The following is a 22,645-nucleotide window of genomic DNA, read 5'->3' as shown; positions in this document are numbered from 1 at the left end:
TTCGCCGGACCGATGGGGCGGGTCAAAACGCCTTCGAATGGTCCACGGCGCCGGATCGCGCCCCGATAGGTTCGTTGACCAAAGGGTTCCCTCTCGGTGACCGCTCTCGCAGCAACCGCCATCTATTGGCTATGAGTCCTGACGCTATTCAGGGTCAGCATCCATTTCCGGCAAAAGCGATAGCGGCTTAGAGGACTGCCGGATATCGGTGGTGTTAGTAACCTGCTCTGCACGATGCCCTTGTTTATGGCTTGGCTCTTATCGGGTTTTGGATTTCCTTTGAGAAGACAGCATCTGCCTTTTTCGAATAATTCCCGCGAATCCCAACAGGATGCGGAGACCGGAAAGAGTTGACGCTGCAACGATTGGCACAAAGCTTGTCTTGCGGCTCGCAATCCCTTCGCGTCACCCGCTTTATGCGCTAACACTAAGATCACTTCCCCGTATGAGCGCGAAACCATGGCCAAGACAAAACCCAATACCGACGACAGCGACATGCACGCCACGCTCTACGCGCTGCGATATAACCGCAGTCGCGATGACCTTTGGCAGATGCTTGACCGGCTGTATGGAGATCATCCGGATTTCGGCGATTTCTCAAGGAAACTGGACAAGACCCTGCGCAAGGCATGGGACGCGCGGCCCGATGATCTGCGGCGTCTGGATCTCAAGCGCGATCTGGAACCTGACTGGTTTCAGCGCCCCGACATGGCGGGTTATGTCTTTTACATCGACCGCTTTTGCGACCACCTGAGGAACGTGCCGGACCGGCTGGACTACCTGCGCGATCTGGGCATCAACTACGTCCACTTCATGCCCTGCCTCAAACCGCGCGACGGCGACAGCGACGGCGGCTATTCGGTGCAGGACTACGAGCAGATCAACCCGGTCTACGGCACGATGAACGACTTCGAGGCCGCCACCCGCGCCTGCCGTGAGCAGGGCATCAGCGTCTGCGTCGATCTTGTGCTGAACCACACCGCCAAAGAGCACGAGTGGGCGCAAAAGGCGCGCGCCGGCAATCCGGCATATGCCGACTATTACCTGATGTTTCCCGACGACACCCTGCCGAAACAATACGAACGGACCTTGATAGAGATCTTTCCCGACAACGCGCCGGGCAGTTTCACATGGTACGACGACTGCCAGCGCTGGGTCTGGACCACCTTCAACGAACACCAGTGGGATCTGAACTGGGCCAACCCGCAGGTCTTTTTGGAAATGACAAAGGTCATGCTGTCGCTGGCCAATCGCGGTGTCGATGTCCTGCGCTTTGACGCCGTCGCCTTCATGTGGAAACGGATGGGCACCCGCTGCCAGTCGGAACCGGAATGCCACATGATCCTTCAGGCGCTGCGCGCCGCCTGCCGGATCGTCGCCCCGGCGGTGATCCATCTCGAGGAGGCCATCGTCAGCCCGGCCGAGATGCTGCCCTATCTGGGCCGCGGAGAACATGACGGCAAAGAGGGCAATCTCGCCTACCACAACTCGCTGATGGTGCAGGTCTGGTCGGCGCTGGCCACCCGGGACACCCGCCTGATGACCCATGTGCTGGGCACCCATTTCCCGGCGCGACTGACCAACGCCACCTATGCCACCTACCTGCGCTGCCACGACGATATCGGCTGGGCGGTGACGGATGAGGACGCGGGCGCCGTCGGTCTGAACGGCGCGGGCCACCGGGCCTTTCTTGCGGATTTCTACGAGGGCGTCTTTCCCGGTTCCTTCGCCAAGGGGGAACTGTTCCAGCACAATCCCGACACCGGCGACAAGCGCAACAGCGGCACCTGCGCGTCGCTGGCCGGGCTGGAGCGGGCGCTGGAAACAGCGGATGCGGCAGAGATCGACCGCGCCATCGACCGCATCCTGATGGGCCACGCGCTGATCGCCAGCTTCGGGGGGATTCCGCTGGTCTACATGGGGGACGAACTGGGGTTGCTCAATGACTACGGCTATCTGAACAACCCGGCCCACGCCTTTGACAGCCGCTGGCTGCACCGGCCCCGGATGGATTGGGACACGGCGTTGCAGGCGCGCCTGCACCCGGACAGCATGTCTGGCCGGGTGTACCACGGCCTTCGGACAATCCTCGCCCGCCGCGCCGCCGTGCCGGAATTTCACGGAGACATCCCGATAGAGATTCTGGAGACCGGCAATTCCGCCCTCTTCGGCTTTGCCCGTCAGGCCCCCACCGGCAGCGTGGTCTGCCTTTTCAACTTCACCGAGAACTGGACATCGGTCCCGGTCGACTGGCTGCGCCAGCACGGCGCAACCGGACTGCACGAGCTTTTGTCGGATGCCATCATCCGGGGCGAGGACGGCACAATCGCCCTGCCCCCCTACGCCCGGGTCTGGATACGCTAGTCAGCCCCGGCGCTTGGGCACCAGCGTGGTCACGGCAAACAGGACCGCTGCCGCGCAGACCACGCTTGGCCCCGCCGGGGTGTCGAATGTCCACGCCGCCCAAAGGCCGCCCAGCGCCGACAGCACGCCCACCGACGCCGTCCCGGCCAGCATTCCCTCTGGCGTGGACGACAGCGGCCGCGCCGCCGCCGCCGGGATGATCAGCAACGCCCCGATCAACAGCGCGCCCACCACCTTCAGCGCCACCGCCACCACCAGCGCCAGCGCCAGCATCAGCACCACGCGCTCTCGTTCGGGGTGCAGGCCAGAGGCCGCCGCCAGATCGGGCGAGACGGTCGCGGTCAACAGCGCCTGCCACCGCCAGCCGATCAGCGCCGCCACCAAGGCTCCGCCGCCCCAGATCACCGCCAGATCGCTGCGGCTGACGGCCAGAATGTCGCCAAACAGATAGGCTTCAAGGTTCAGCCGCGGACCGGGCAGCAGGCTGGCCGCGACAAGGCCCAGCGCCAGCGCCGCATGGGCCGCCACCCCCAGCACCATATCCGCGCCATAGCCCCGGCCTGACAAATGCGCGACGCCAAAGGCCACCAACAGCGCCACCGCCAGTGTCCCGGCAAAGACCGGCACAGAAAAGGCCAGCGCCAGGGCCACCCCAAGGATCGCCGCGTGAGAGGTCGCATCGCCGAAATAAGCCATCCGCCGCCAGACCACAAAAACTCCCAAAGGGGCCGCCGCCAAGGCCACGCCCACCGCCGCCAGCGCGGCGCGCACCAGAAAATCATCCAGCATCGCGGCTCTCCCCGGGGGCGTGATCATGAACGTGATCATGGGCATGATCGTGATCATGGTGGTGGCTGTGCTCGTGCCGGTACAGCGCCAGAGCGCCCTTGGTGCCAGAGCCGAACAGCGCGCGGTATTCCTCGGCCTGCGCGACCACCTCGGGGTGGCCTTCGCAGCAGACATGACCGTTCAGGCAGATCACCCGGTCAGAGGCGCTCATGACCACGTGCAATTCATGACTGACCATCAGCACGGCGCATCCCAGACGGTCGCGCAAATCCTCGATCCGCAGGTAAAACCGCGCCTGCGCGGGCTGGTCCAACCCGGTGGTCGGCTCATCCAGAATCAGAACCTGCGGATCGTTCAGCAAGGCCCGCGCCAACAAGACCCGCTGGAACTGGCCGCCGGACAACGCCGACATCTGGCGGTCGGCCAGATCGCCCGCCCCGGCCTCCTCCAGCGCCGTGGCGCGCGCCTCGGCGCTGGTCCTGTTGGGCAGGTTCAAAAACCGGCTCACCGTCATCGGCAGGGTCTCATCCATGCGCAGACCCTGCGGCACATAGCCAAGGCGCAAACCGCGCTGGCGCACCACCCGGCCCCGCGCTGGCCTCAACGCTCCGATCAGCGCACGCAGCAGGGTCGACTTGCCCGATCCGTTGGGGCCGACCACGGTCACGATCTCGCCGGGTGCGATGGTGAAATCCACGTCACGCAGCACCTCGCGCGGGCCTTGCCGCACGGCCAGATCATGCGCCTCGATCAGCGCGCTCATCGCGGCGTGTCCACGCAGGCGGGGCACAGGCCCTCGGCCTCGATTGCTACCCGCTCGACCTGAAACCCCAGCTCTCCGGCGGAGGCGCGCAGCGCCTCTGACGCGCGCCGTCCGGGCGTTTCGGCCACTGCGGAACAGTTGCGGCAGATCAGGAAACAGGGCGCGTGACGCTCTCCGGGGGCGGCGCAGGCGACAAAGGCGTTCAACCGCTCGATCCGATGCGCAAACCCGTTCGCCACAAGGAAATCCAGCGCGCGGTAGGCCACTGGCGGCTGCGACCCGCGCCCCTCTTCGCGCAACACGTCCAGCACATCGTAGGCCCCCATCGCCCGGTGCCGCGCCAGCAGGATCTCCAGCACCCGCCGCCGCACCGGCGTCAGTTGCAACCCCTGCACATCGCAGGTCTCCTCGACGGTCTGCAACGCGGTTGCGATGCAATGCCTGTGGTCGTGGCGTTCAAACCCTATGGTGTCCATGGTGCGTGTCTCCTGCGGATTTAGGGTTGATATGGTATAACATTCCGCCCTACAAGACGGAGACGTTATGATATAACATATGAAAGTCTCCCATGCTGCGCCCGATACTGTTTGCTGCCTCTCTCACCCTCGCCCTCCCCGCTCTGGCCGAGGTGCCGCAGGTTGTCACCGATATCGGCCCGGTCGAAAGCCTGACAGCCATGGTGATGGGCGATCTGGGCGCGCCGGACCGGCTGTTGCAGCCGGGCGCCTCGCCGCACCACATGGCGCTGAAACCCAGTCAGGCGCGCGCCCTGTCCGGGGCCGATGTGGTGATCTGGATCGGTCCCGATCTGACCCCGCAACTGGCCGGACAGATTGGGACGCTGGCCACATCAGCCCGCTCGCTGCCGCTGGCCGAGCTGCCCGCCACGCATCTGCTGCCCGCGCGCGACACCGGGCTGTTCCCCCATGACCATGACCATGACCACGACGAAGACGATCACGCAGAGCATGACGACCACGATGATGACCACCACGATGACCATGGCACCCACGACCCGCATGTCTGGCTGTCGCCCGAAAACGCCACCCTTTGGCTAAGCGAAATCGCAGAAGCACTGGCCGAAACAGACCCGGACAACGCCGAAACCTACCGCGCCAACGCCCGCGCCGGGACCAAGTCCATCGCCAAGGCCGAGGCCGAGGCCCGTGCCACCCTTGCCCTGCTAGACGGTCGCCCGCTGGCCGTGGCCCATGACGCCTACCAGTATTTCGAGGATCATTTCGACCTGACCGTGCTGGGAGCCATCTCGGATGCCGAGGCGAACACCCCCGGCCCCGCGCGACTGGCGGCGCTGCGCGACGGGTTGGCTGCTGACAAACCCGCCTGCCTGCTGATCGAACCGGGCACCGATCCGCGCCTGCTGGACATCGTCGAGGGCAGCGGCGTGCCAACCGCCACGCTGGACCCGCTGGGCACAAACCTGCCGCAGGGGGCCACGCTGTACCCGGCGCTGATCGCCGACATGGCGCGGCGGATCATAACCTGCGCAGGCCGCTAAACCGCCCCGCGCCGCCCCTCAAATGCCTTGACCGTGATCCCCGCCGCCTCCAACGCACCGCGCACGGCGCGCGCCATCGGCAGCGCCGTCGCCCCGTCGCCATGCAGGCAGATCGTGTCAATGGCCGCCGGGATCGGCGCACCCTCTTCGGGCAGGATCGCCCCCGCCTGCACCATCTTGACGATACGCGGCGCGGCGGTTTCGGGGTCATGCAACACCGCCCCCGGCAAGCGCCGATCCACCAAAGTCGCATCGGGGTTATAGGCCCGGTCGGCAAAGATCTCTCCCGCCCAAAGGCAGCCCAGCCGCTCCACCACCCGCTGCTGCGCAGTGGCGGCCAACACCATGACGATGATCTCTGGCGCGACCTCCAACGCCGCCCCATAACACGCCTCTGCCAGCGCCTCATCCTCCGAGGCCATGTTGGACAGCGCGCCGTGCAGCTTCAGATGCCGCACCTCAGCGCCCGTGGCGCGCGCCATGCCCAGCGCCGCGCCCAACTGATATTGCACCAGATGGCGCAGGCTTTTCTCCGGCAGGTGCATCCGCCGCCGCCCGAACCCCTGCAGATCGGCAAAGCCGGGATGCGCGCCGATGCCCACGCCCCGCGCCTGCGCCGTGGCCATCGTATCGGCCATCACGTCCCAGTCGCCCGCATGGAACCCGCAGGCCACATTGGCCGAACTCACCACCTCCAGCAGTTCCGCATCCTGCCCCATCACCCACGGGCCAAAGCTTTCGCCCATGTCGGCATTCAGATCGACAGATGTCATGACAGCTCCTCTCCGGCGGTGACGCCGCTGATCAGGGAATAGGACAACAGGTCCGGCATCTGCGCCGGGTCGCGGATCAGGGGGCGGACCGTGCCCGGCAATGCCTCCAGCATCCGGCGATACCCTGCCTCGGCCTCCAACGCCTCATCCCGGGTGACAAAGCGAAACCGCAACTCTGCCCCCGGCGCGGCCTGCGCCACGCGCGGCAGGTCGGCGGGGATGACGGTGCCAATGCGGGGATAGCCGCCGGTGGTCTGGCATTCGTACAGAAGGATATAGGGCGCGCCGTCGCCGGGGATCTGAATATCGCCGGGCGTGATCACCTCTGACACGATGGTCTGGCCAGAGGGCAGGCCATAGCCTTCATCCGGCGGCAGGATGCGAATACCCATACGGTTGCCCCGGCTGTCACGGCGAAACACCTCTTGCGCAAACCGGGCGCGCATCTCCTCGGGGAACATCGTGGTTTGCAGACTGGGCAAGACCCGCAACGTCCCGCCGTCAAACCGAGCCGCGGCGTCCAAGACCTGACCCACCGTGCGACCACTATCCTTAGCCAAGGGCAGCACATCCCCCGCCTGTAAAACTGCGCCCAGACCCGCGCTCAGATGCGCCGACCGCGCGCCCAGCGCCTCTGGCAGATCAAACCCGCCGCCGACCGTCAGATAGCCGTAGACGCCCGACACCGCGCCGCCGATGTCCAGCACTGCCCCCGCAGGCACCCGGTGGCTGGCGTTCCAGACCAGCGGCGCGCCGTCCAGCGTCGCCCGCATCGGCGCGCCTGTCAGCGCAATCCGGCAGGGCACATCCGCCCGAAACCGCCCGCCAAAACCCGCCAGTTCCAGCGCCACTCCCACGGGCTGCCGCAACAACGCGGCCCCCTCGGCCAGCGCGATCCGGTCCGCCGCCCCGCCCCGCGACAGGCCCAGCGCCAGATAGCCGGGCCGGCCAATGTCCTGCACCGTGACCCCCGGTCCGGCCTGCACGATCTCCAGTGCGCTCATGCCAAAGGCTCCGTCACGATCCCGCCCTTGGGGTCCGCCACCAGACGGTCCCATGCCCCCGCCTCGACCGCGTCAAAGATCACCTCGTCGCCGGGACGCAACAGGAACGGCGTCTCGCTTCCGGGCCGGAACAGGGGCGCGGCTGTACGCCCCACCTGTCGCCACCCGGTTGGGGCCGAGACCGAGAAAACCACGAACTGCCGGATTGCCACCACCAGCGCGCCCTCGGGCACACGCGGGGTCAGCCCTGTCTGGCGCGGGATGTCCCACGCCTCTGGCAATGTGCCCAGATAGGGCTGGCCGGGGGCAAAGCCGATGGCGCTGACCCGCACCCGCGCCCCCGACAGCGCGACAATCGCCGCCTCTGCCTCCATTCCCGCCGCCGCTGCCGCCTCATCTAGTTGCGGGCCGAAATCGCCGCCATAGACGGTGGGGATGCGCAACAGCCGCCGCCCCTCGGGCAGCGGCGCGGCGTACCAATCCGTGCCGGTCAGCCGCTGTTCCAACGCCGAGACCAGCGCCGCCAGCGACAAAGACAGCGGATCAAAGCGCACAAAGGTCGAGACCAAAGAGGTCGAGCATTCCTCGACCCCGTCGGGCACATCCCGCTCCAGCGCGGCGCGAAACGCCAGCGCCGCGCGGTTGGCAGGCTGTGACAATGCCTCGCCAAAGCGGACAATCACCCCGTCGAGGCCAATCGGCTCGATCCTTGGGCAACCAGCGTGGATATCATCGGGCATGGGTCTCTCCTGAGGCACAGCCCACCACGGTCAGGGGGCAATGTCCAACCCCCAAAACCTCAGTCCAGAATTTCGCGCATCGCCGTCAGAAAGGCACGCACCTCGTCCAGACTGTTGTAATGCGCCAGCGACACGCGCACGCAATCGGCCTTCCCTAGCGGCGTCAGGATATTGCCCGAATAGTGGTCCGCCTTGCGCATGTGGGTGCGGATGCCGCGCGCGTTCAGCGCCGTCACCAGATCGCCAGAGCCGTGCCCCTCCGCCCAAAAGCCAACCAGCCCCTCACGCGCCGGATTGTCCGTGCCACCGACGATGGTCACGCCCGGCAGATCGGCCAGCCCCGTCAGGTTGCCGGTGCCGTGGATCATCGCCTTGCACAAATCCGCCTCATGCGCGTGGATCGCCTTGCGCGCGGCACTCAGCCGCCCGGCGCGGTCCCCCGCATCGGACACCTGCCCGCCCAGCCAGTCGAAATAGGAGACGACATCGGAGAACGTTGCATACGCGCCGGTATCGCGCGTCCCCAGCTCCCAGTTGCCCTCCGGCCCGCCGACCAGCGAATCGTGCGCCAGCGCCGTCAGCCGGTCCGAGGCCCAGGCAATGCCGTAGCCGTGGCGAGAGAACATCTTGTAAGGGGACACGACATACCCATCGACACCCGTCGCGGCCACGTCGATATGTCCGTGGCAGGCGTGCTGAATGCCGTCCACGATGATGAAACACTCAGGCGCCACCGCGCGGATCGCCGCCGCGATGCCCGCCAGATCCATGCCCATCCCCGTCACGGGTGACGTGTGCAGCACCGTCGCCACCGCCGTCTGTGGCGTCACATGCGCGGCATAGGCCTCTGGCGTGACCTGCCCCAGCGCGTCGTCATGCGGGATCAGCACGTGCTGCCGCCCCGCCTGTGCCGCCCAGCGCGCCATCGCGCTGCGGGACGCGGGGTGTTCCACGGTCGAGCCCAGCGCCTCGCCCGGTCCGGCCCCAAGGCAGGCGTCGCGGATCAGGCGGAACAGCAGTTCGGTGCCACTTTCGCCCACGACCACCGCGCCGCCCTTGGCCCCCAGAAACAGACGCGCATCGTCGCGCGCCTTGTCGATCACCGCGACCAGCGCCTGTGACGCCGGGTTGTCGCGCCCCTGATTGTCCGGGATCGCGGCAAACCGCGCCGAGGTCTCAACCACCTTGTTCAAGGTCAGCGCGCCCCCGGCATTTTCAAAGAAAATGCGCTTGCCGGTAAAGGGGCAGTCCTCGACATGGGCAAAGCGGCCCCGGATTTCGCTCAGCAGTGCGTCATCGAACATCAGTGCGGTTTCCTGTCTTCCTCGACCACGGCGCGCGCGGCCTCTTCCATGTCATCGGGATCGTCCGAGGGGATGGCATAGCCTCCGCCCAGCCACTTCGCCAAATCCACATCGGCGCAGCGTTTGGAACAAAAGGGGCGGTACTCCGCGTCACTGGCGCGGGCGCAGATCGGACAGCTCATATGACCTCCGTCAGGGCCACGCGGTCGCGCTTGCGCTGCAACTCCAGCAGGCCCAGCGTGGTCCAGCCCGCAACCACCGTTTCAATCGTCTCGGTCTTGATCGCCGCCTTGATGACAGCCTCGACTTGACGGCGGTCCTTTTTCACCATCGGCGCGGGGTCGATCACAATCTGACCACCCAAGCCCCGCAGCCGCAACTGCCGGGGCAAATCGCGCAACGCAGCGATGTTGGCCTTCAGCCCCGCCGCGGGCGAGGTATCGCCGCCGGTGTTCACATCCACCGCCACAAGGGCCGAGGTCCGCTCGATCATCATGCTGCCGCCCGTGGGCAGAGTAACCTTGGGCTGGCGCAGCGCCTCGACCAGTTCACCGATCTCATGGCGCTGGAAACTGCCCTCGGCGTCGTCCACCTCTGCCGGGGCGGTCCATTCCCGCCACGCCAGCGCGTGAGGGCCATCCCCCTCCACCAGCATTTCGGCCTCCCCCTCAATATCCGCCATCACCGCCTTGGCCAATTCGATCATTGCAAGGATGTCGTCCATCACCGCATCCGCCACATCGGGATGCGCCGAGGACCGCAGGATCAGACCGGCCCCCTCTGGCAGGCCCGCCTCCGCTACTGTCTCATGCGCGATTTCCAGCAGCGCATCGCGCACATCGTCGTCCCGGATCTGGCGCGAGACATTGAGGCCCGGCGCCCCCGGCGTGACGATGGCATAGCGCGACTTGAACAGCAGGCGCGCCGTCACCGGGATCGCCTTGCCCGGCTCCGCATAGCCCGTCACCTGCACCAGCAGCCGGTCACCGGGGCTAAGGCCCTTGACCTGCCGCAGAAACGCAGGCCCGTCCGGCGTGCGCAGGAACAACCCGCCCTGCCCCTTCATGGGCCGCTCGACGATGCCGCGATAAATGGTTCCCGGACGCGGCAGGTCACTGTCGATCAACAGATCCTCAAGCCGTCCGTCGACCAGCAGCGCCGCCGCCTCGCGGTCGCCCCACTGGTCCAATGCAATTGTTCTGCCCTTCATGACGTCGGTTTGTAGAGCGGATACCCGGCCGCTTGAAGTAGATTCGCGGTCTCTGCCAGCGGTAGACCAACGACAGCGGTGAAAGACCCGCTGATCCACGGAATGAACGCCCCGGCAGGCCCCTGAATGGCATAGCTACCGGCCTTGCCGCGCCAGTCTTCGCTGGCCAGATAGGCGTTCAGCTCCTCGTTTGACAGCATCTTCATCTTGACCTGCGTGACCACGTCCCGCTCCCAGATTTGGTCGCCGCGCCGCACCGCCACCGCCGTCACGACCCGATGCCGCCGCCCCGACAGCAATGTCAGGAACTGCGCCGCTTCCTTTTCATCCTCGGGCTTGCCCAGAATGCGACGGCCCAGCGCCACGGTGGTATCCGCTGACAGCACAACCTCATCCGCGTCAGAGGGAATCGCCTGCGCCTTTTCGCGCGCCAGCCGCACGCAATAGGGGCGCGGCAGCTCGCCCTTTTTGGGGTCTTCGTCGATGTCGGGCGGGCGGATATCGTCGGCGGTCACCCCCAACTGCGCCAGCAATTCGCGCCTGCGCGGGCTGCCGGAGCCAAGGATAAGGCGGGGACGGTCGGTCATGGCGGCGTGCCTTCTGAACGGAACTTTGGCACGCGCCCTATCGCGCCCGGCGTCCGGACGCAATTCGTCTTGGCCCCGCGGCACGGCGCGGGCCCGGTCCGCAGCGGGCGCAAAAACGCGTCCGCCGCTGGAACGGCTTATTTAAAGCGGTAGTTGATGCGCCCCTTGGTCAGATCGTAGGGGGTCATCTCAACTTGTACCTTGTCGCCTGCGAGGACACGGATGCGGTTCTTTCGCATCTTTCCTGCCGTATGCGCGATGATCTCATGGCCGTTTTCAAGCTCGACCCGGAACGTCGCGTTCGGCAGGAGTTCCTTCACGACACCGGGAAATTCGAGCGTATCTTCCTTGGCCATGGTCTCTCCTGAATCGAAAACCGCGCTCTCGGCGCGGCGGTCGCAATATGAGCCTGTCGCGCCGGGTTTTCAAGTCACAAACGAGCGCATAAATGTCACATCTACCGCCTGATCGCGCCCCGACTGGTCGTCCCAGTGGGCACGGTTCAGCGTCACCCCCTGCTGCCGCACCCGTGCGATGGCGTCCAGATCGACCTCGGCATAGGTCCAGCCCGGCACGTTCAGCGCCCCTTCGGCCAGTATACCCGTCGCCGGGAACCCCACATCCGGCGGGCAAAACACCGCCCCCCGGCCAACGCTTTCGTCGACCGACTGGCTCCAGTCGGCGGTGCCCACGACAGAGGACATGATGGCGACGCATTGCGCCTCCAGCGCGCGGGCCTGTGCGCCGATCCGAACCCGTGAATGGCCCGACAGCGCCTCCGTCACCGAAGGCACCAGCAAAATATCGGCGTAGCGCAGCGCGCGGCCCAGCAGGGGAAATTCGCTATCGTAGCAGATCAGAATGCCGATCTTGCCCAGCGCGGTCTCGAACAGCCGCAGCGGTCCGCCGGGGGCAATGTCCCACTCTTCCCGCTCGAACCGGGTCATGATCTGCTTGTCCTGCACGCCCATCCCGCCGGTCGGCGAGAACAGCCGCGCACGGTTCACAGGCCGCGCCGCCACCGACGGGTCCAGCACCGGCGCAGAAGCCGCAAGGATATGCACGCCGTAGCGCGCGGCCAGATCCGAATGCAGCGCGTCCACCTCTGGCACCCGCGCGGCCACCGCGTGAATCGAGGCCTCAAGGTCCAGCGCCACCGCGCGCCCGTCCAGCGTGGCAAGTTCCATAGCGCCATATTCCGGGAACACCAGCAGGTCCGCCCCGGCCCCTGCCGCCTCGCTTACCCATCGGGTCAGCTTGGCCACATAAGCCTGCCAATCAGCAAGGAAATCCAGCGGGTACGACGCCGTTGCAACCTTCATGTCATGTCCCACTCAAAGCGCCCGAATCCAGAACTGCAACGATTTGGCCGTCTCTGCATCCCGGTCGATATCTTTCCAGCGAAACGCTGCCACCGCCCCGTCCAGTGGGGCATAGCCCCGCTTGCGCCAGAACGGGTCCAGCGGCGCGTAACCCTCAGGCCGCAACGGATGATCCGCAGGCCGCACCACCCCGCAGAACGTACTATAGCGCCGGTTCAGCGTCCGCCCATGCGCCTCTCGCAGATCGAAAAACCGATGCCCGATGCCGCGCCCCCGGTACGCGGGCAACAGCACCGACTCGGCGCAATAGAAAACCTCGGACAGATCATACCCCGTGCCCGCAAAGGCCCCGGCAAAATCCTCGGCGTGATCTTCCATCGGCGTTCCGGTGGCCGCCCCGACCAGCCTGTCAGCGTCGAACGCCCCGACCAGAACCGCGCCCGGACTGTCGCGATAGGTCTGCAAATACCCGCGCTCATAGTCGAAATCCCCATCGTACAGATAGGGAAAGGCGCGAAACACCGCGATCCGCAGCCTTGCGACGTCATCCAGTGCCGCCTCCAGCGCCTGACCAGTCAGCACCTCGACCCGCATCAGGAGACCTGCTTCATCCAGTCCGCAAGGTTGTAATAGGTGACGACGCGGGTGATCTTGCCGCCGTCGAGAGAGAAAAAAGACCCCGCCGGCAGACGGTAGGTCTGCCCCTTCGCCTCTGGCAGCCCCGCGTCGGTCTCCAGATAGGTGCCGTTGACGATATATTCCGCCGCTGCGCGCGCGCCGCCCTCTGCCTCAAAGATCACCATATCGGTCAGTTCTTCGCGGTAGCACCGGCTCATATGGTCGCAAAACGCCGCGAACTTGTCCTTGCCGACGCGCACCTGCCCCTCATTGACGTGATGCGCCACGTCCTCGGACAGACAGGCCAGCATCCCCGCCGTATCCCCGGCATTGAAGGCCGCAAAATATCCCGCCACCACGTCTTTCGCCGTTGCCATCCGCACGTCCCCTGCTTCTTCTTGGTGAAAATACTCAAGACTCCGACCTGTCGCAGCCCGGTTCCCCCGCCTTAGGCCGATTCCCACGTCCCGCTCAACCGAGACACAAGTTGGTCCCGCGTCTGCCGAAAGGCATTCAGCTTTTGCTCGCGCGTCTCGCCGATGCCCGTGGGGTCCATCACCGGCCAGTATTCCACCGTCAGATGATAATACCGTGTCAGCTCCAGCGCGCGCCGCTGCGAGGCCGGGGACAGCGTGACAATCAGGTCAAAGCCGGACAGCATCTCGCCCATCTGCTCCATCTCTTCAAAGCTGCGCGAGCGGTGGCGTTCCAGTTCCACCTCGATCTCGCGGCAGGCGGCGATGGCAAAGCCGTTGATCTCCAGATCGTTCATGACGCCGACCGACTGCACGTATGTTTCCGTGCCGTACAGCTTTTTCATGATGCCTTCGGCCATTGGCGACCGAACGGCGTTGTGATCGCAGGCAAACAGCACCGACTGCGGCAGGTCCGGCACCTCAGCCCCCGAAATGCAGCACACAGACCAGAGTGAACAGCCGTCGCGCGGTATCGTCGTCGACCTCCACCTTGCCCTCCAGCCGCTCTTGCAGAATGCGCGCGCCCTCGTTGTGGATGCCGCGCCGCGCCATGTCGATGGTCTCGATCTGGCTGGGCGGCAGCGTCTTGACCGCGTCAAAGTAGCTTTTGCAGATCTGAAAGTAGTCCTTCACCACCTGCCGGAAGGGCGACAGCGACAGATGGAATTCCGCGGCCCGTTCATGACCTTCCGCAGTCACGTCAAAGACCAGCCGCTTGTCGCGGATCGACAGGCCGACGTTGTAGGGGCCCGGCGGCACCGGCCGGTCCTCGCGCGGAGGCAGAACAAAAGAGTTCTCTTCCATCAGGTCGAACATCGCCACGCGGCGCTCCTGCTCGATCTCCGGCGTCGGCGGCGGCAGATTGGCGTCGTCCAGTTCGATATGCGCGATGCGGGTCATGGCTGGCATCCTGAAAGCTCGGATTTGGCTTAGCGCGGCCTGCGCGCGGGGGCAATGCCACCAAATGCGCAAAAGCGCGCGGCGTGTCCGGTCGGGTATTCCTCACCGCCTGAAACCTTGCCCGCAAACGGTCCGTGTTTGGGGGCATCGGCAGCCAGAACGGCACCGACCCAACCCAAACGGAGACAGACCCATGACCCAGCCCCGCCCCCTTGCCCGGACCCTGCGCACCACCCTTGGCGCGCTGCTCATCGCCGCCACCGCCGCCACTGCCATCCTGCCCGGCGCGGCCGCTGCGAAATCCTCTCGCGACGTTGGCCTGCGCCTTGCCCAAAGCGAACGGATCACCGAACAGCAGGACGTCCGCAAGGCCAAGAACCCCTACGTCACGCAATGCGCCTACATCACGAAAAAGCGCAAAAAGTATGAGCCCAAGCACGTCACCGTTAAAAAGTACCGCAAGACCAAGGACGGCAAAGAGGTGAACTGCAAAAAGCTGTTCAAGAACAAGGTGATCATCCGGCAGTTCAAGATGGATCAGACCAAGGCTCAGATCCAGAAGAACGTCGCAGCCCAGGCGAACCGGTTGTGATCCGACCCCGGCGGCGCGCCGTGGCTAGAGCAGGTCCAGCACCTGCTCTGGCGGGCGACACAGGCGCACCCCCTTGGGTGAGCAGACAAGCGGCCGCTCCACCAGTTCGGGATGCGCCACCATCGCGTCAAGGATCGCCTCCTCGGACACGCCCTCACCGGTCAATCCCAGATCCTTGGCCACCCCGCGCGCCGTGCGCAGCGCCTCGGACGGCGCCAATCCCGCCACCGCGAACAGCGCCTGCAACTGCGGCTTGGTCCAGCCGGTCTTCATGTAGGGCACGACAACCGGGTCGGCCCCCGCCGCGCGGATCATTTCCAGCACCGCCCGCGACTTGGAGCAATTGGGATTGTGAAAGATGACAACGGCCATAGCCCTCTCCTATCGGTTGAGCTTGTCCAGACGTGCGGTCACGCTCAATCCATGCGCTTCAAGGCTTTCCGACCGCGCCAGCACCTCTGCCGCAGGCCCGATGGCGCGCAGCGCCTCGGGTGTCATCCGCGCCAGTGTCGTGCGTTTCAGAAAATCCATCACGCTCAGACCAGAGGAGAACCGCGCAGACCGCGCGGTGGGCAGAACGTGGTTCGGCCCGCCGACATAATCGCCAATCGCCTCGGGCGTCCACTGGCCAAGGAAGATCGCCCCCGCGTGGACGCATCTGTCCGCCAGCGCCTCGGGGTCCGCGACACACAGTTCAAGGTGTTCGGGCGCAATCCGGTTTGACAGATGCGCCGCCTCGTCCAGATCGGCCACGGTGATGATGGCGCCATAGTCCCGCCAAGACGCCCCCGCGATGGCCCGCCGTTCCAGCGTTTGCAGGCGCTTGTCCACCGCCTCGGCCACGGCGCGGCCAAATTCGGCATCCGTGGTGATCAGCAGAGATTGCGCGCTTTCGTCATGTTCAGCCTGACTCATCAGGTCCAGCGCGATCCAGTCGGGATCGTTTTCGCCGTCCGCAATGACCAGAATTTCGGACGGACCGGCGATCATGTCGATGCCGACCTTGCCAAACACCCGCCGTTTCGCGGCGGCGACAAAGGCATTGCCCGGTCCGGTGATCTTGTCCACCGGCGCGATGCTGTCGGTGCCATAGGCCAGCGCCGCAATCGCCTGCGCGCCGCCGATGCGGTAGATTTCGTCGACCCCGGCGATCCGCGCCGCCAGCAGGACCAGCGGATTCACCACCCCGTCCGGTGTCGGCACGCAGATGGCCAGCCTTTCGACCCCGGCCACCTTGGCGGGAATCGCGTTCATCAGCACGGATGAGGGATAAGAGGCCAGCCCCCCCGGCACATACAGGCCCGCCGCCGTGACCGCCGACCAGCGCCAGCCCAGCGTCGCGCCCTCCGGGTCGGTCCAGCTTTGATCCTGCGGCATCTGCCGCACGTGATAGGCGCGGATACGCTCGGCGGCGGTTTCCAGCGCCTGCCGCTCCGGGTCCGCGACTTGCGCACAGTATGTCTCGATCTCGGCGTCGGAGAACCGCAGCCCCGTCGCGTTCAGATCCAGCCGGTCGAATTTCGCCGTCAGTTCCAGCACCGCCGCGTCGCCGCGTTTGCGCACATCGGCGATGATCCCGGCGACAACGGCGTCGACATCCGGGCTGTCCTCGCGCTTGGCGTTCAGCAACGTCTGAAAGGCGGCTTCAAAACCATCCTGACGGCTGTCGAGAAATACTGGCATGGGCCCCTCCAAGAGTTCCCGGTTTCATAGACTGCACCCGCGCGCGTCTCAAGCATCCCGCCTGCGCAAACCTTTACCAAAGGTAAAAACGTCTCTGTAACCTATTGATTTCATGTGGTGCGGATTCTGTCCACGCGTGGACAGCCGCTTAGGCCCCATGATCCGGCAGCTTGCGCGAGGGGGCCACATAGGGCCGCGTCACGTCCCGCAGGGACACCTCCAGCGCCTCTACCTTCGCTTGCAAGGCCCCGTCCCCGGCCAGCGTCAGAACCACCGCCCCGTCCGCATCGGCGCCCGGTTCAAAACTGACCGCCAGAACCTGAAGGATCATGTCCTTGTCAGACCGGTCGACCCCCTGGCTCGCCACACCCAGAACGTTGTCGATCACCAGCAGCGATTGCACCCGCTCCACCGGACGGCCCCGTTTCTTCGCGGCCTCCACATCCTCCCAGCGGACCCGGTTCAGCAACAGCCCCAGCCGCCGACGACCCGCCTGCCAGCGAATTTCCGTCACCGGCAGGACCGCGTCCTGCACGAGGCTGGAAATCACCTGCAAATCCTCGGCGTCCAAAGCCCCCAGATTCAATGGCCGCTCACCACCATCCTCGAAACGCGCGTCCTCGGTCATATGCCCTTGATCCGTTCGATCTTGGCGCCCAGCGCCGACAGCTTGTCCTCGACGTTCTCATAGCCGCGATCCAGATGGTAGACCCGGTTGACCACCGTCTCCCCCTCTGCGGCCAACCCCGCAAGGATCAGCGACACGCTGGCGCGCAGGTCTGTCGCCATGACGGGCGCACCCTTTAGCCGCTCGACGCCCGTGACACGGGCCGTCCCGCCATGTACGTCGATCTTCGCGCCCATCCGGATCAGTTCCGGCGCGTGCATGAACCGGTTCTCAAAGATCTTCTCTTCCAGCAGCGACTCGCCCTCGGCGGTGCACAGCAGCGCCATCATCTGCGCCTGCAAATCGGTCGGGAACCCGGGGAACGGCTCTGTCGTCACGTCCACGCCGCGCACCCGATCATTCCTGCGGCGCACCTTCAGCCCGGCGGGGGTTTCTTCGACGTCGATGCCCGCCGCGTCCAGCTTTTCGCAAAAGGCCGCAACCAGATCGATCCGACCGCCAAGGCACGTCACCTCACCGCCGCAGATCGCCGGAGCCAGCATATAGGTGCCCAGTTCGATCCGGTCGGTAACAACCGCGTGGGTCGCCCCGCCCAGCCGGTCAACGCCTTGGATCGTGATGGTCGAGGTACCCTCGCCGTCGATCTGCGCGCCCATCTGACGCAAGCACTGCGCCAGATCGACAATCTCTGGTTCGCGGGCCGCGTTCTTCAGCACGGTCGTGCCTTTGGCCAGCGTCGCCGCCATCAGCGCGTTTTCAGTGGCCCCCACCGAGACAAACGGGAACTCCACCACCCCGCCGCGCAGCCCGCCCGCAGGCGCCTTGGCGTGGACATAGCCGTCTCGCAGGTCCAGTTCCGCGCCCATCGCCTCAAACGCCTTGAGGTGCAGATCAACCGGGCGCGCACCAATCGCGCAGCCCCCCGGCAGCGATACCTCGGCATAGCCGAACCGCGCCAACAGCGGCCCCAGCACAAGGATCGAGGCGCGCATCTTGCGCACAATGTCATAATCGGCGCGCTGCGTGGTCAACCCGTGCGAGGACATCGCCAGCACCTTGCCATTCGCCAGCGTCGACACCTCCGCCCCCAGAGACTGCAACAACAGCGTCATGGTGCGAATGTCCGACAGACGCGGTGCATTGGTCAGCGTCAGGGGCTCTTCGCTCAGCAAGGTTGCCGGCATCAGCGTCAGGCAGGCATTCTTTGCGCCCGCGATGGGAATATCCCCGTTCAGCGGGCCATTCCCGGTCACAACAATCGAATCCATACCTGTCCTAGTCCTCGCTCGGCGACGTGCTCTTATCCTGAGAAGCGCTGTCCGCCGGTGTCTGCCGGGCGCGGGCCTGCGCCTTGCGGCGCGCAAGATTGGCCTTCAGCGCCGCTTTCAGCCGCGCTTCCTTATCGTCGTGCCCGCCTTGCCCGCGTTGAGTATCTTGCCGCTTCATGGCGCGGGTGTACCGCAGCCTCGAAACCGGGTCCAGCCCGGGACAAGGCCATCGCAGGGGAACCCGTCAGGACAACTGAGGATTTTTCCAATCGACCTCTTGCACGGTCAGAAAATTGGGTCTAAGAGGCCCGCCACACGCTGCTGTAGCTTAGCGGTAGGGTACTCCCTTGGTAAGGGAACGCTCTAGTCGGCAAGGCGGCTGAAACTAATGGGCCTTTCCAGAGCCCGCTTGCATCGGGGTAACCCTCGCTGTAGCTGTCTGGAAAAAGAGATGCTGTGGTAGCTCAGTGGTAGAGCACACCCTTGGTAAGGGTGAGGTCGAGAGTTCAATCCTCTCTCACAGCACCATCACTGCCGCCTCAAATGACGTGGTATGGTGCTCGCTTTTAACACCTTCCGTATTGCCGCTGGCACTTCGACTGCAAGGCGCTTTGGTCTTTGGCAGACCTCGACCCGGCAACCTTAGCCTTTACGCAAAGTGATAAGAACGAAGCCCAACAGATTGACGTTAGGGAATTATTCGCGTTTGAACTGCGAGCCCCGATTGACGCGAAAAATAGCGCGAGATCGCCAAAGCAGATCACCTCTCAGACTTTTTCGCAATTCACAGGAGTGTCACCTGCTAACCTTATAAGAATAAGGCCCAAGTCGAAACGATCCCCAGACCAGACTATGCCTGCTGCGTTGTGGTGTTCCAGACATGGCCCCGTCCAGAGACTCGATCTGGCCCAAGTCCTGTGCATTTATCGAATTAGTGCGATGATTACGACGGTTTTGGACCATATCGTGAAAATAATGCTGTATAAAGATAACATTCCGCGCCAGCGTTTGATCGCTCATCTCACTCAATAGCGGCCAAAAATCTGACGCAAACCATTGTTAAACAGGGGCATTCCATCCGTCGTACGAGAGATGCCGCAAACCCGGTTTGACCCTGCCAAATCCCCGGATCACCCCAAATGACAGCAGGGATCGTCACACCGGCGTAGGGCTTGCCAATACACCGTCCAAGGGCCTATCCGACTGTCCGGGCCCATTGGCCTACGCCTCTTGGAACGGATCGCCGTGCTCCTCTATCGTCTCCTCCTCAGTCTTTTTGCCGCCTATACACTGGCGCGAACCGCTGCACGGGACGGGGCAATAGCGGCCCGCAAACGGCTATCGCCCGGTCCTGCTCCTGCGGGTCGGTTTGTCTGGCTGCACGGTGCCTCGAACGGAGAGTTGGCCTCTGCGCGGCCAATTCTGGAACGGCTTGTCAAAGCGCGCCCCGATCTTCACTGGCTGGTCACCGCCAACACGCAGACTGGCGTCGCCCTTGTGGCTAGCTGGGACCTGCCCCGCGTGGCGGCGCGCCTTGCCCCGCTGGACCTGCGCTTTCCGACCGCGCGTCTGATGCGCGACTGGCGGGTTTGCGCCCATATCACGCTGGAGTCCGAGCTTTGGCCAAACCGCTTTCTCACCTGCCCCGGTCCGGTTCTGCTGTTGGGCGCGCGGATGACCGAAGGCACAGCGCGCACATGGGGCCGGTTTCCGCAACTGGCGCGGAAGGTTCTGTCGCATGTCCGCTTTGCATCAGCGCAGGACAGCGGGTCCGCCGGTCGGCTGGCCGCATTGGGCCTGCCACCTGCGGCCCGCGGGCCAGTCACAGATCTCAAGGCCTTTTTCACTGCGCCACCGCCCCCCGCCGATCCCATTCTCGACGCTGCCTTTGCCAGAGCGCGGACATGGCTTGCGGCCTCAACCCACGAAGGTGACGAAACGATTGCGCTGGCCGCCCATGCGCTTTGCCTGAAACAGACCCCAGATCTGCGCCTGATCCTTGCGCCCCGGCACGCGCACCGCGCGGACGCAATCGCGACCGAGGCCGCGCGAATGGGGCTCACCTTGGCCCGGCGCAGCCTTGGTGAGGCACCGGGCACCGCTCAGGTTTACATCGCGGACACAATGGGAGAGATGCCGCTGTGGTATGCCCGCGCGGGCCGGGTGTTCATTGGCGGCACCCTCAGCGACCGGGGCGGACACACGCCCTATGAACCCGCTGCCTTTGGCGCAGCCCTTATGCACGGACCCGATACCCGCAACTTTACCGCCGCTTTTGCCCGCCTCGCGACCGCACAGGCAAGCATCGAAATCCGCACCGCCGATGGTCTGGCAAAGGCGCTTTCCACCCTTGATGCGACCGACGCGCAAGAGGCCGCCGGGGCACGGGCTGCGGCGGCTTTGCGGCAGGACACAAGCCTCGACACGCTTGCCTCAGCCCTCCTCGACCACCTGCCCGCGCCTGAGCAAGCTTGAACCGCCAGCGGTTTCCCTTATCTTTCGTGCAATTGCCATCCGGAGCCGGGACGTGATCCAGTACAGCCTCAAATGCGCCGAAGGGCACCAGTTCGACAGCTGGTTCCAATCGGCCTCTGCCTACGACAAACTGCGGGCCACAGGGCATGTCGCCTGTGCCGTTTGCGGATCTGACAAGGTGGAAAAGGCGCTTATGGCCCCGCGGGTCGGACATGGCGAACCGGACAAGGCCAAGGATTTGACAACGCCCAAATCGCCCGCCGAGCAGGCCTTGGCCCAGTTCAAAGCGCATGTAGAGGCAAATTCGGACTACGTCGGCGGACGCTTTGCGCAAGAGGCGCGCGCCATGCACGCGGGCGATGCGCCGGAACGGCCAATCTGGGGAGAGGCGAAACGGGACGAGGCCAAGGCGCTGATCGACGATGGTATCCCGGTCGCGCCCCTGCCCTTTACGCCGACCCGCAAGAGCAACTGACCCTCCCCGGCAAATGCGCCGGACGCACACGGAAAGCCCTGACATGCAGATCCTGATCACCGGCGCGAACCGTGGCATCGGTGCCGCCGTCGACAGCGCCTTTGTCGCGCGCGGCGATACCGTTCTGGGCACCGCCCGCGATCACCCCGAATATCTGCCACTTGAGGTCACCGACCCCGCCTCGCAGACGGCACTGGCACAACGGCTCGAAGGGCAGCCCATTGATGCGCTGATCTGCAATGCTGGTGTTTACCTCGACAAGGGACAGAATTTGGCCGACGGCTACCCCGTCCAGATGTGGGCGGACAGCTTTGCGGTGAACGTCACCGGGGTCTTTTTGACGGTGCAGACCTTGTTGCCCAATCTGCAACTGTCCGACATCCCGCGCATCGCCATCATTTCCTCGCAAATGGCCTCAAGCACCCGCGCGCCCGGCGGCAGCTATATCTACCGCGCGTCCAAGGCGGCGGCGCTGAACCTTGGGCGCAATCTGGCCGCGGACCTGAAACCGCTGGGCATCGCGGTGGGCATCTATCATCCCGGCTGGGTGCGCACGGATATGGGCGGATCCTCCGCCGAAATCAGCGTTGAAGAGGCAGCGCAGGGATTGACCGACCGTATCGACGCGCTGTCGTTAGAATCCACCGGCTGCTTTGAGACATGGGATGGCCGTGCACACCCCTACTGATCTCCCCGCCTGCCCCGAGGATTTTCCGAAGGCGTTCATTGCCACATGGGATAAACGGGACGGCGATGCCATCGCCGCGCTGTTTACCGAAGACGCAGATTTCGTGAACGTCACCGGCCTTTGGTGGCACGGACGCAAGGCAATTGCCAAACCGCATGACTACGCGTTGAAAAGCTTCTTTTCACGGTCCAGCCTACGGGCTGGTCGCACCGAGGTGCGCCACCTGTCACCAGACATCGCGGTGGTGCGATGCCGTTTTACCCTGTCGGGCCAGATCACGCCGGATGGAACGGATGCAGGCGACCGTCGCACAATCCTCACTTTTGTCGTCCAACGGCGGGCAGACGGGTGGCGCGCGGTCAGCGCCCAGAACACCGATGTCGTCCCCGGCATGGAAACCCATGTGAACACCGGGGACCTCAACGCGGTCGATTACCGCGACCACCAGTCTGGCCCCGACACATAAC

General features: G+C 64.9%; 26 protein-coding genes, 1 tRNA gene and 1 pseudogene. 8 read left to right on the top strand and 20 right to left on the bottom strand.

The features are described 5' to 3' along the window. Nucleotides 1–459 precede the first annotated feature (459 nt). On the top strand, nucleotides 460–2,364 hold the full coding sequence (locus VOI21_RS16090) for an amylosucrase (RefSeq protein ID WP_323770960.1): 1,905 nt from the start codon (nucleotides 460–462) through the stop codon (nucleotides 2,362–2,364). Here the strand turns inward: VOI21_RS16090 and VOI21_RS16085 are convergent, their stop codons facing one another. Genes VOI21_RS16085 through VOI21_RS16075 form a run of 3 tightly spaced genes read right to left on the bottom strand, consistent with a single transcriptional unit; the run spans nucleotide 2,365 to nucleotide 4,392 of the window. Next, on the bottom strand, nucleotides 2,365–3,153 hold the full coding sequence (locus VOI21_RS16085) for a metal ABC transporter permease (RefSeq protein WP_323770959.1): 789 nt from the start codon (nucleotides 3,151–3,153) through the stop codon (nucleotides 2,365–2,367). Next, nucleotides 3,143–3,916, bottom strand: coding sequence for a metal ABC transporter ATP-binding protein (locus VOI21_RS16080; RefSeq protein ID WP_323770958.1), 774 nt, complete (start codon nucleotides 3,914–3,916; stop codon nucleotides 3,143–3,145). Before VOI21_RS16080 ends, VOI21_RS16085 begins: the two co-directional genes overlap by 11 nt. After that, nucleotides 3,913–4,392: a transcriptional repressor gene (locus VOI21_RS16075; protein WP_323770957.1), complete on the bottom strand. Its 480-nt coding sequence runs from the start codon at nucleotides 4,390–4,392 to the stop codon at nucleotides 3,913–3,915. Before VOI21_RS16075 ends, VOI21_RS16080 begins: the two co-directional genes overlap by 4 nt. A 92-nt stretch (nucleotides 4,393–4,484) precedes the next feature. Between VOI21_RS16075 and VOI21_RS16070 the strand changes: the two genes are divergently transcribed. Beyond that, nucleotides 4,485–5,435: a zinc ABC transporter substrate-binding protein gene (locus VOI21_RS16070; RefSeq protein ID WP_323770956.1), complete on the top strand. Its 951-nt coding sequence runs from the start codon at nucleotides 4,485–4,487 to the stop codon at nucleotides 5,433–5,435. Here the strand turns inward: VOI21_RS16070 and VOI21_RS16065 are convergent. From VOI21_RS16065 to VOI21_RS16005, 13 genes are all read right to left on the bottom strand, one after another. After that, a complete protein-coding gene (locus VOI21_RS16065; protein ID WP_323770955.1) occupies nucleotides 5,432–6,208 on the bottom strand; it encodes a 5-oxoprolinase subunit PxpA in 777 nt (258 codons plus the stop codon). The genes VOI21_RS16070 and VOI21_RS16065 overlap by 4 nt on opposite strands. After that, nucleotides 6,205–7,212, bottom strand: coding sequence for a biotin-dependent carboxyltransferase family protein (locus VOI21_RS16060; RefSeq protein WP_323770954.1), 1,008 nt, complete (start codon nucleotides 7,210–7,212; stop codon nucleotides 6,205–6,207). Before VOI21_RS16060 ends, VOI21_RS16065 begins: the two co-directional genes overlap by 4 nt. Beyond that, the gene (locus tag VOI21_RS16055; protein ID WP_323770953.1) at nucleotides 7,209–7,952 is read right to left on the bottom strand and encodes a 5-oxoprolinase subunit B family protein; all 744 of its coding nucleotides are present in this window, start codon (nucleotides 7,950–7,952) and stop codon (nucleotides 7,209–7,211) included. Before VOI21_RS16055 ends, VOI21_RS16060 begins: the two co-directional genes overlap by 4 nt. A 59-nt stretch (nucleotides 7,953–8,011) precedes the next feature. Next, complete coding sequence (locus VOI21_RS16050; protein WP_323770952.1) at nucleotides 8,012–9,256, bottom strand: aminotransferase class V-fold PLP-dependent enzyme; 1,245 nt, start codon at nucleotides 9,254–9,256, stop codon at nucleotides 8,012–8,014. Next, entirely contained in the window at nucleotides 9,256–9,438 is a 183-nt protein-coding gene (locus tag VOI21_RS16045; protein WP_323770951.1) for a DNA gyrase inhibitor YacG, read from the bottom strand. Before VOI21_RS16045 ends, VOI21_RS16050 begins: the two co-directional genes overlap by 1 nt. Continuing rightward, nucleotides 9,435–10,466: a ribonuclease E/G gene (locus VOI21_RS16040; RefSeq protein WP_323770950.1), complete on the bottom strand. Its 1,032-nt coding sequence runs from the start codon at nucleotides 10,464–10,466 to the stop codon at nucleotides 9,435–9,437. Before VOI21_RS16040 ends, VOI21_RS16045 begins: the two co-directional genes overlap by 4 nt. Further along, nucleotides 10,463–11,053 (bottom strand): nucleoside triphosphate pyrophosphatase, encoded by a 591-nt coding sequence (locus VOI21_RS16035; RefSeq protein WP_323770949.1) that lies wholly within the window; start codon nucleotides 11,051–11,053, stop codon nucleotides 10,463–10,465. Before VOI21_RS16035 ends, VOI21_RS16040 begins: the two co-directional genes overlap by 4 nt. Nucleotides 11,054–11,190: 137 nt before the next feature. Continuing rightward, on the bottom strand, nucleotides 11,191–11,409 hold the full coding sequence (gene infA / locus VOI21_RS16030; protein ID WP_005978431.1) for a translation initiation factor IF-1: 219 nt from the start codon (nucleotides 11,407–11,409) through the stop codon (nucleotides 11,191–11,193). A 69-nt stretch (nucleotides 11,410–11,478) separates the two neighbouring features. After that, nucleotides 11,479–12,375 (bottom strand): carbon-nitrogen hydrolase family protein, encoded by an 897-nt coding sequence (locus VOI21_RS16025; RefSeq protein WP_323770945.1) that lies wholly within the window; start codon nucleotides 12,373–12,375, stop codon nucleotides 11,479–11,481. Nucleotides 12,376–12,387: 12 nt separating this feature from the next. After that, nucleotides 12,388–12,969, bottom strand: a complete 582-nt coding sequence (locus VOI21_RS16020; RefSeq protein WP_323770944.1) for a GNAT family N-acetyltransferase — start codon at nucleotides 12,967–12,969, stop codon at nucleotides 12,388–12,390. Next, nucleotides 12,969–13,370 (bottom strand): ketosteroid isomerase-related protein, encoded by a 402-nt coding sequence (locus VOI21_RS16015; protein ID WP_323770943.1) that lies wholly within the window; start codon nucleotides 13,368–13,370, stop codon nucleotides 12,969–12,971. Before VOI21_RS16015 ends, VOI21_RS16020 begins: the two co-directional genes overlap by 1 nt. Before the next feature lie 71 nt (nucleotides 13,371–13,441). Beyond that, complete coding sequence (locus VOI21_RS16010) at nucleotides 13,442–13,888, bottom strand: low molecular weight phosphatase family protein (RefSeq protein ID WP_323770942.1); 447 nt, start codon at nucleotides 13,886–13,888, stop codon at nucleotides 13,442–13,444. 1 nt (nucleotide 13,889) lies between these two features. Further along, nucleotides 13,890–14,369 carry a UPF0262 family protein gene (locus tag VOI21_RS16005; RefSeq protein WP_323770941.1) on the bottom strand — a complete coding sequence of 160 codons (480 nt, stop codon included), beginning with the start codon at nucleotides 14,367–14,369 and terminating at the stop codon, nucleotides 13,890–13,892. A gap of 193 nt (nucleotides 14,370–14,562) precedes the next feature. On the opposite strand from VOI21_RS16005, the gene VOI21_RS16000 reads away from it, so the two are divergent. After that, the gene (locus VOI21_RS16000; RefSeq protein WP_323770940.1) at nucleotides 14,563–14,961 is read left to right on the top strand and encodes a hypothetical protein; all 399 of its coding nucleotides are present in this window, start codon (nucleotides 14,563–14,565) and stop codon (nucleotides 14,959–14,961) included. Nucleotides 14,962–14,988: 27 nt separating this feature from the next. On the opposite strand, the pseudogene arsC reads toward VOI21_RS16000, so the two are convergent. From arsC to murA, 4 genes and pseudogenes are all read right to left on the bottom strand, one after another. Continuing rightward, a pseudogene (gene arsC / locus VOI21_RS15995) lies at nucleotides 14,989–15,333 on the bottom strand (arsenate reductase (glutaredoxin)); the annotation flags it as partial. Between the two features lie 9 nt (nucleotides 15,334–15,342). Beyond that, nucleotides 15,343–16,644 (bottom strand): histidinol dehydrogenase, encoded by a 1,302-nt coding sequence (hisD, locus tag VOI21_RS15990; RefSeq protein WP_323770939.1) that lies wholly within the window; start codon nucleotides 16,642–16,644, stop codon nucleotides 15,343–15,345. A gap of 148 nt (nucleotides 16,645–16,792) precedes the next feature. Beyond that, a complete protein-coding gene (locus tag VOI21_RS15985; RefSeq protein WP_323770938.1) occupies nucleotides 16,793–17,272 on the bottom strand; it encodes a DUF2948 family protein in 480 nt (159 codons plus the stop codon). Further along, nucleotides 17,269–18,540, bottom strand: coding sequence for a UDP-N-acetylglucosamine 1-carboxyvinyltransferase (murA, locus tag VOI21_RS15980; RefSeq protein ID WP_323770937.1), 1,272 nt, complete (start codon nucleotides 18,538–18,540; stop codon nucleotides 17,269–17,271). The genes VOI21_RS15985 and murA overlap by 4 nt, the downstream gene beginning before the upstream one ends. A 453-nt stretch (nucleotides 18,541–18,993) precedes the next feature. On the opposite strand from murA, the gene VOI21_RS15975 reads away from it, so the two are divergent. The 5 genes from VOI21_RS15975 (at nucleotide 18,994) to VOI21_RS15955 (ending at nucleotide 22,644) form a co-directional block, all read left to right on the top strand. Continuing rightward, nucleotides 18,994–19,068 (top strand) — tRNA-Thr (locus VOI21_RS15975). A gap of 717 nt (nucleotides 19,069–19,785) precedes the next feature. Beyond that, entirely contained in the window at nucleotides 19,786–21,015 is a 1,230-nt protein-coding gene (locus VOI21_RS15970; RefSeq protein WP_323770936.1) for a 3-deoxy-D-manno-octulosonic acid transferase, read from the top strand. Nucleotides 21,016–21,067: 52 nt separating this feature from the next. After that, complete coding sequence (locus VOI21_RS15965; RefSeq protein ID WP_323770935.1) at nucleotides 21,068–21,490, top strand: DUF1178 family protein; 423 nt, start codon at nucleotides 21,068–21,070, stop codon at nucleotides 21,488–21,490. A gap of 43 nt (nucleotides 21,491–21,533) precedes the next feature. Next, on the top strand, nucleotides 21,534–22,178 hold the full coding sequence (locus VOI21_RS15960) for an SDR family NAD(P)-dependent oxidoreductase (RefSeq protein ID WP_323770934.1): 645 nt from the start codon (nucleotides 21,534–21,536) through the stop codon (nucleotides 22,176–22,178). Beyond that, nucleotides 22,162–22,644: a YybH family protein gene (locus VOI21_RS15955; protein ID WP_416358982.1), complete on the top strand. Its 483-nt coding sequence runs from the start codon at nucleotides 22,162–22,164 to the stop codon at nucleotides 22,642–22,644. Before VOI21_RS15960 ends, VOI21_RS15955 begins: the two co-directional genes overlap by 17 nt. Nucleotide 22,645: the final 1 nt, after the last annotated feature.

This window comes from Antarctobacter sp. (genome assembly GCF_034670325.1).
Lineage (GTDB): Bacteria > Pseudomonadota > Alphaproteobacteria > Rhodobacterales > Rhodobacteraceae > Antarctobacter.
Note: the sequence above shows the minus strand (reverse complement) of the source record. Positions and strands in the feature narration are given on the sequence as shown.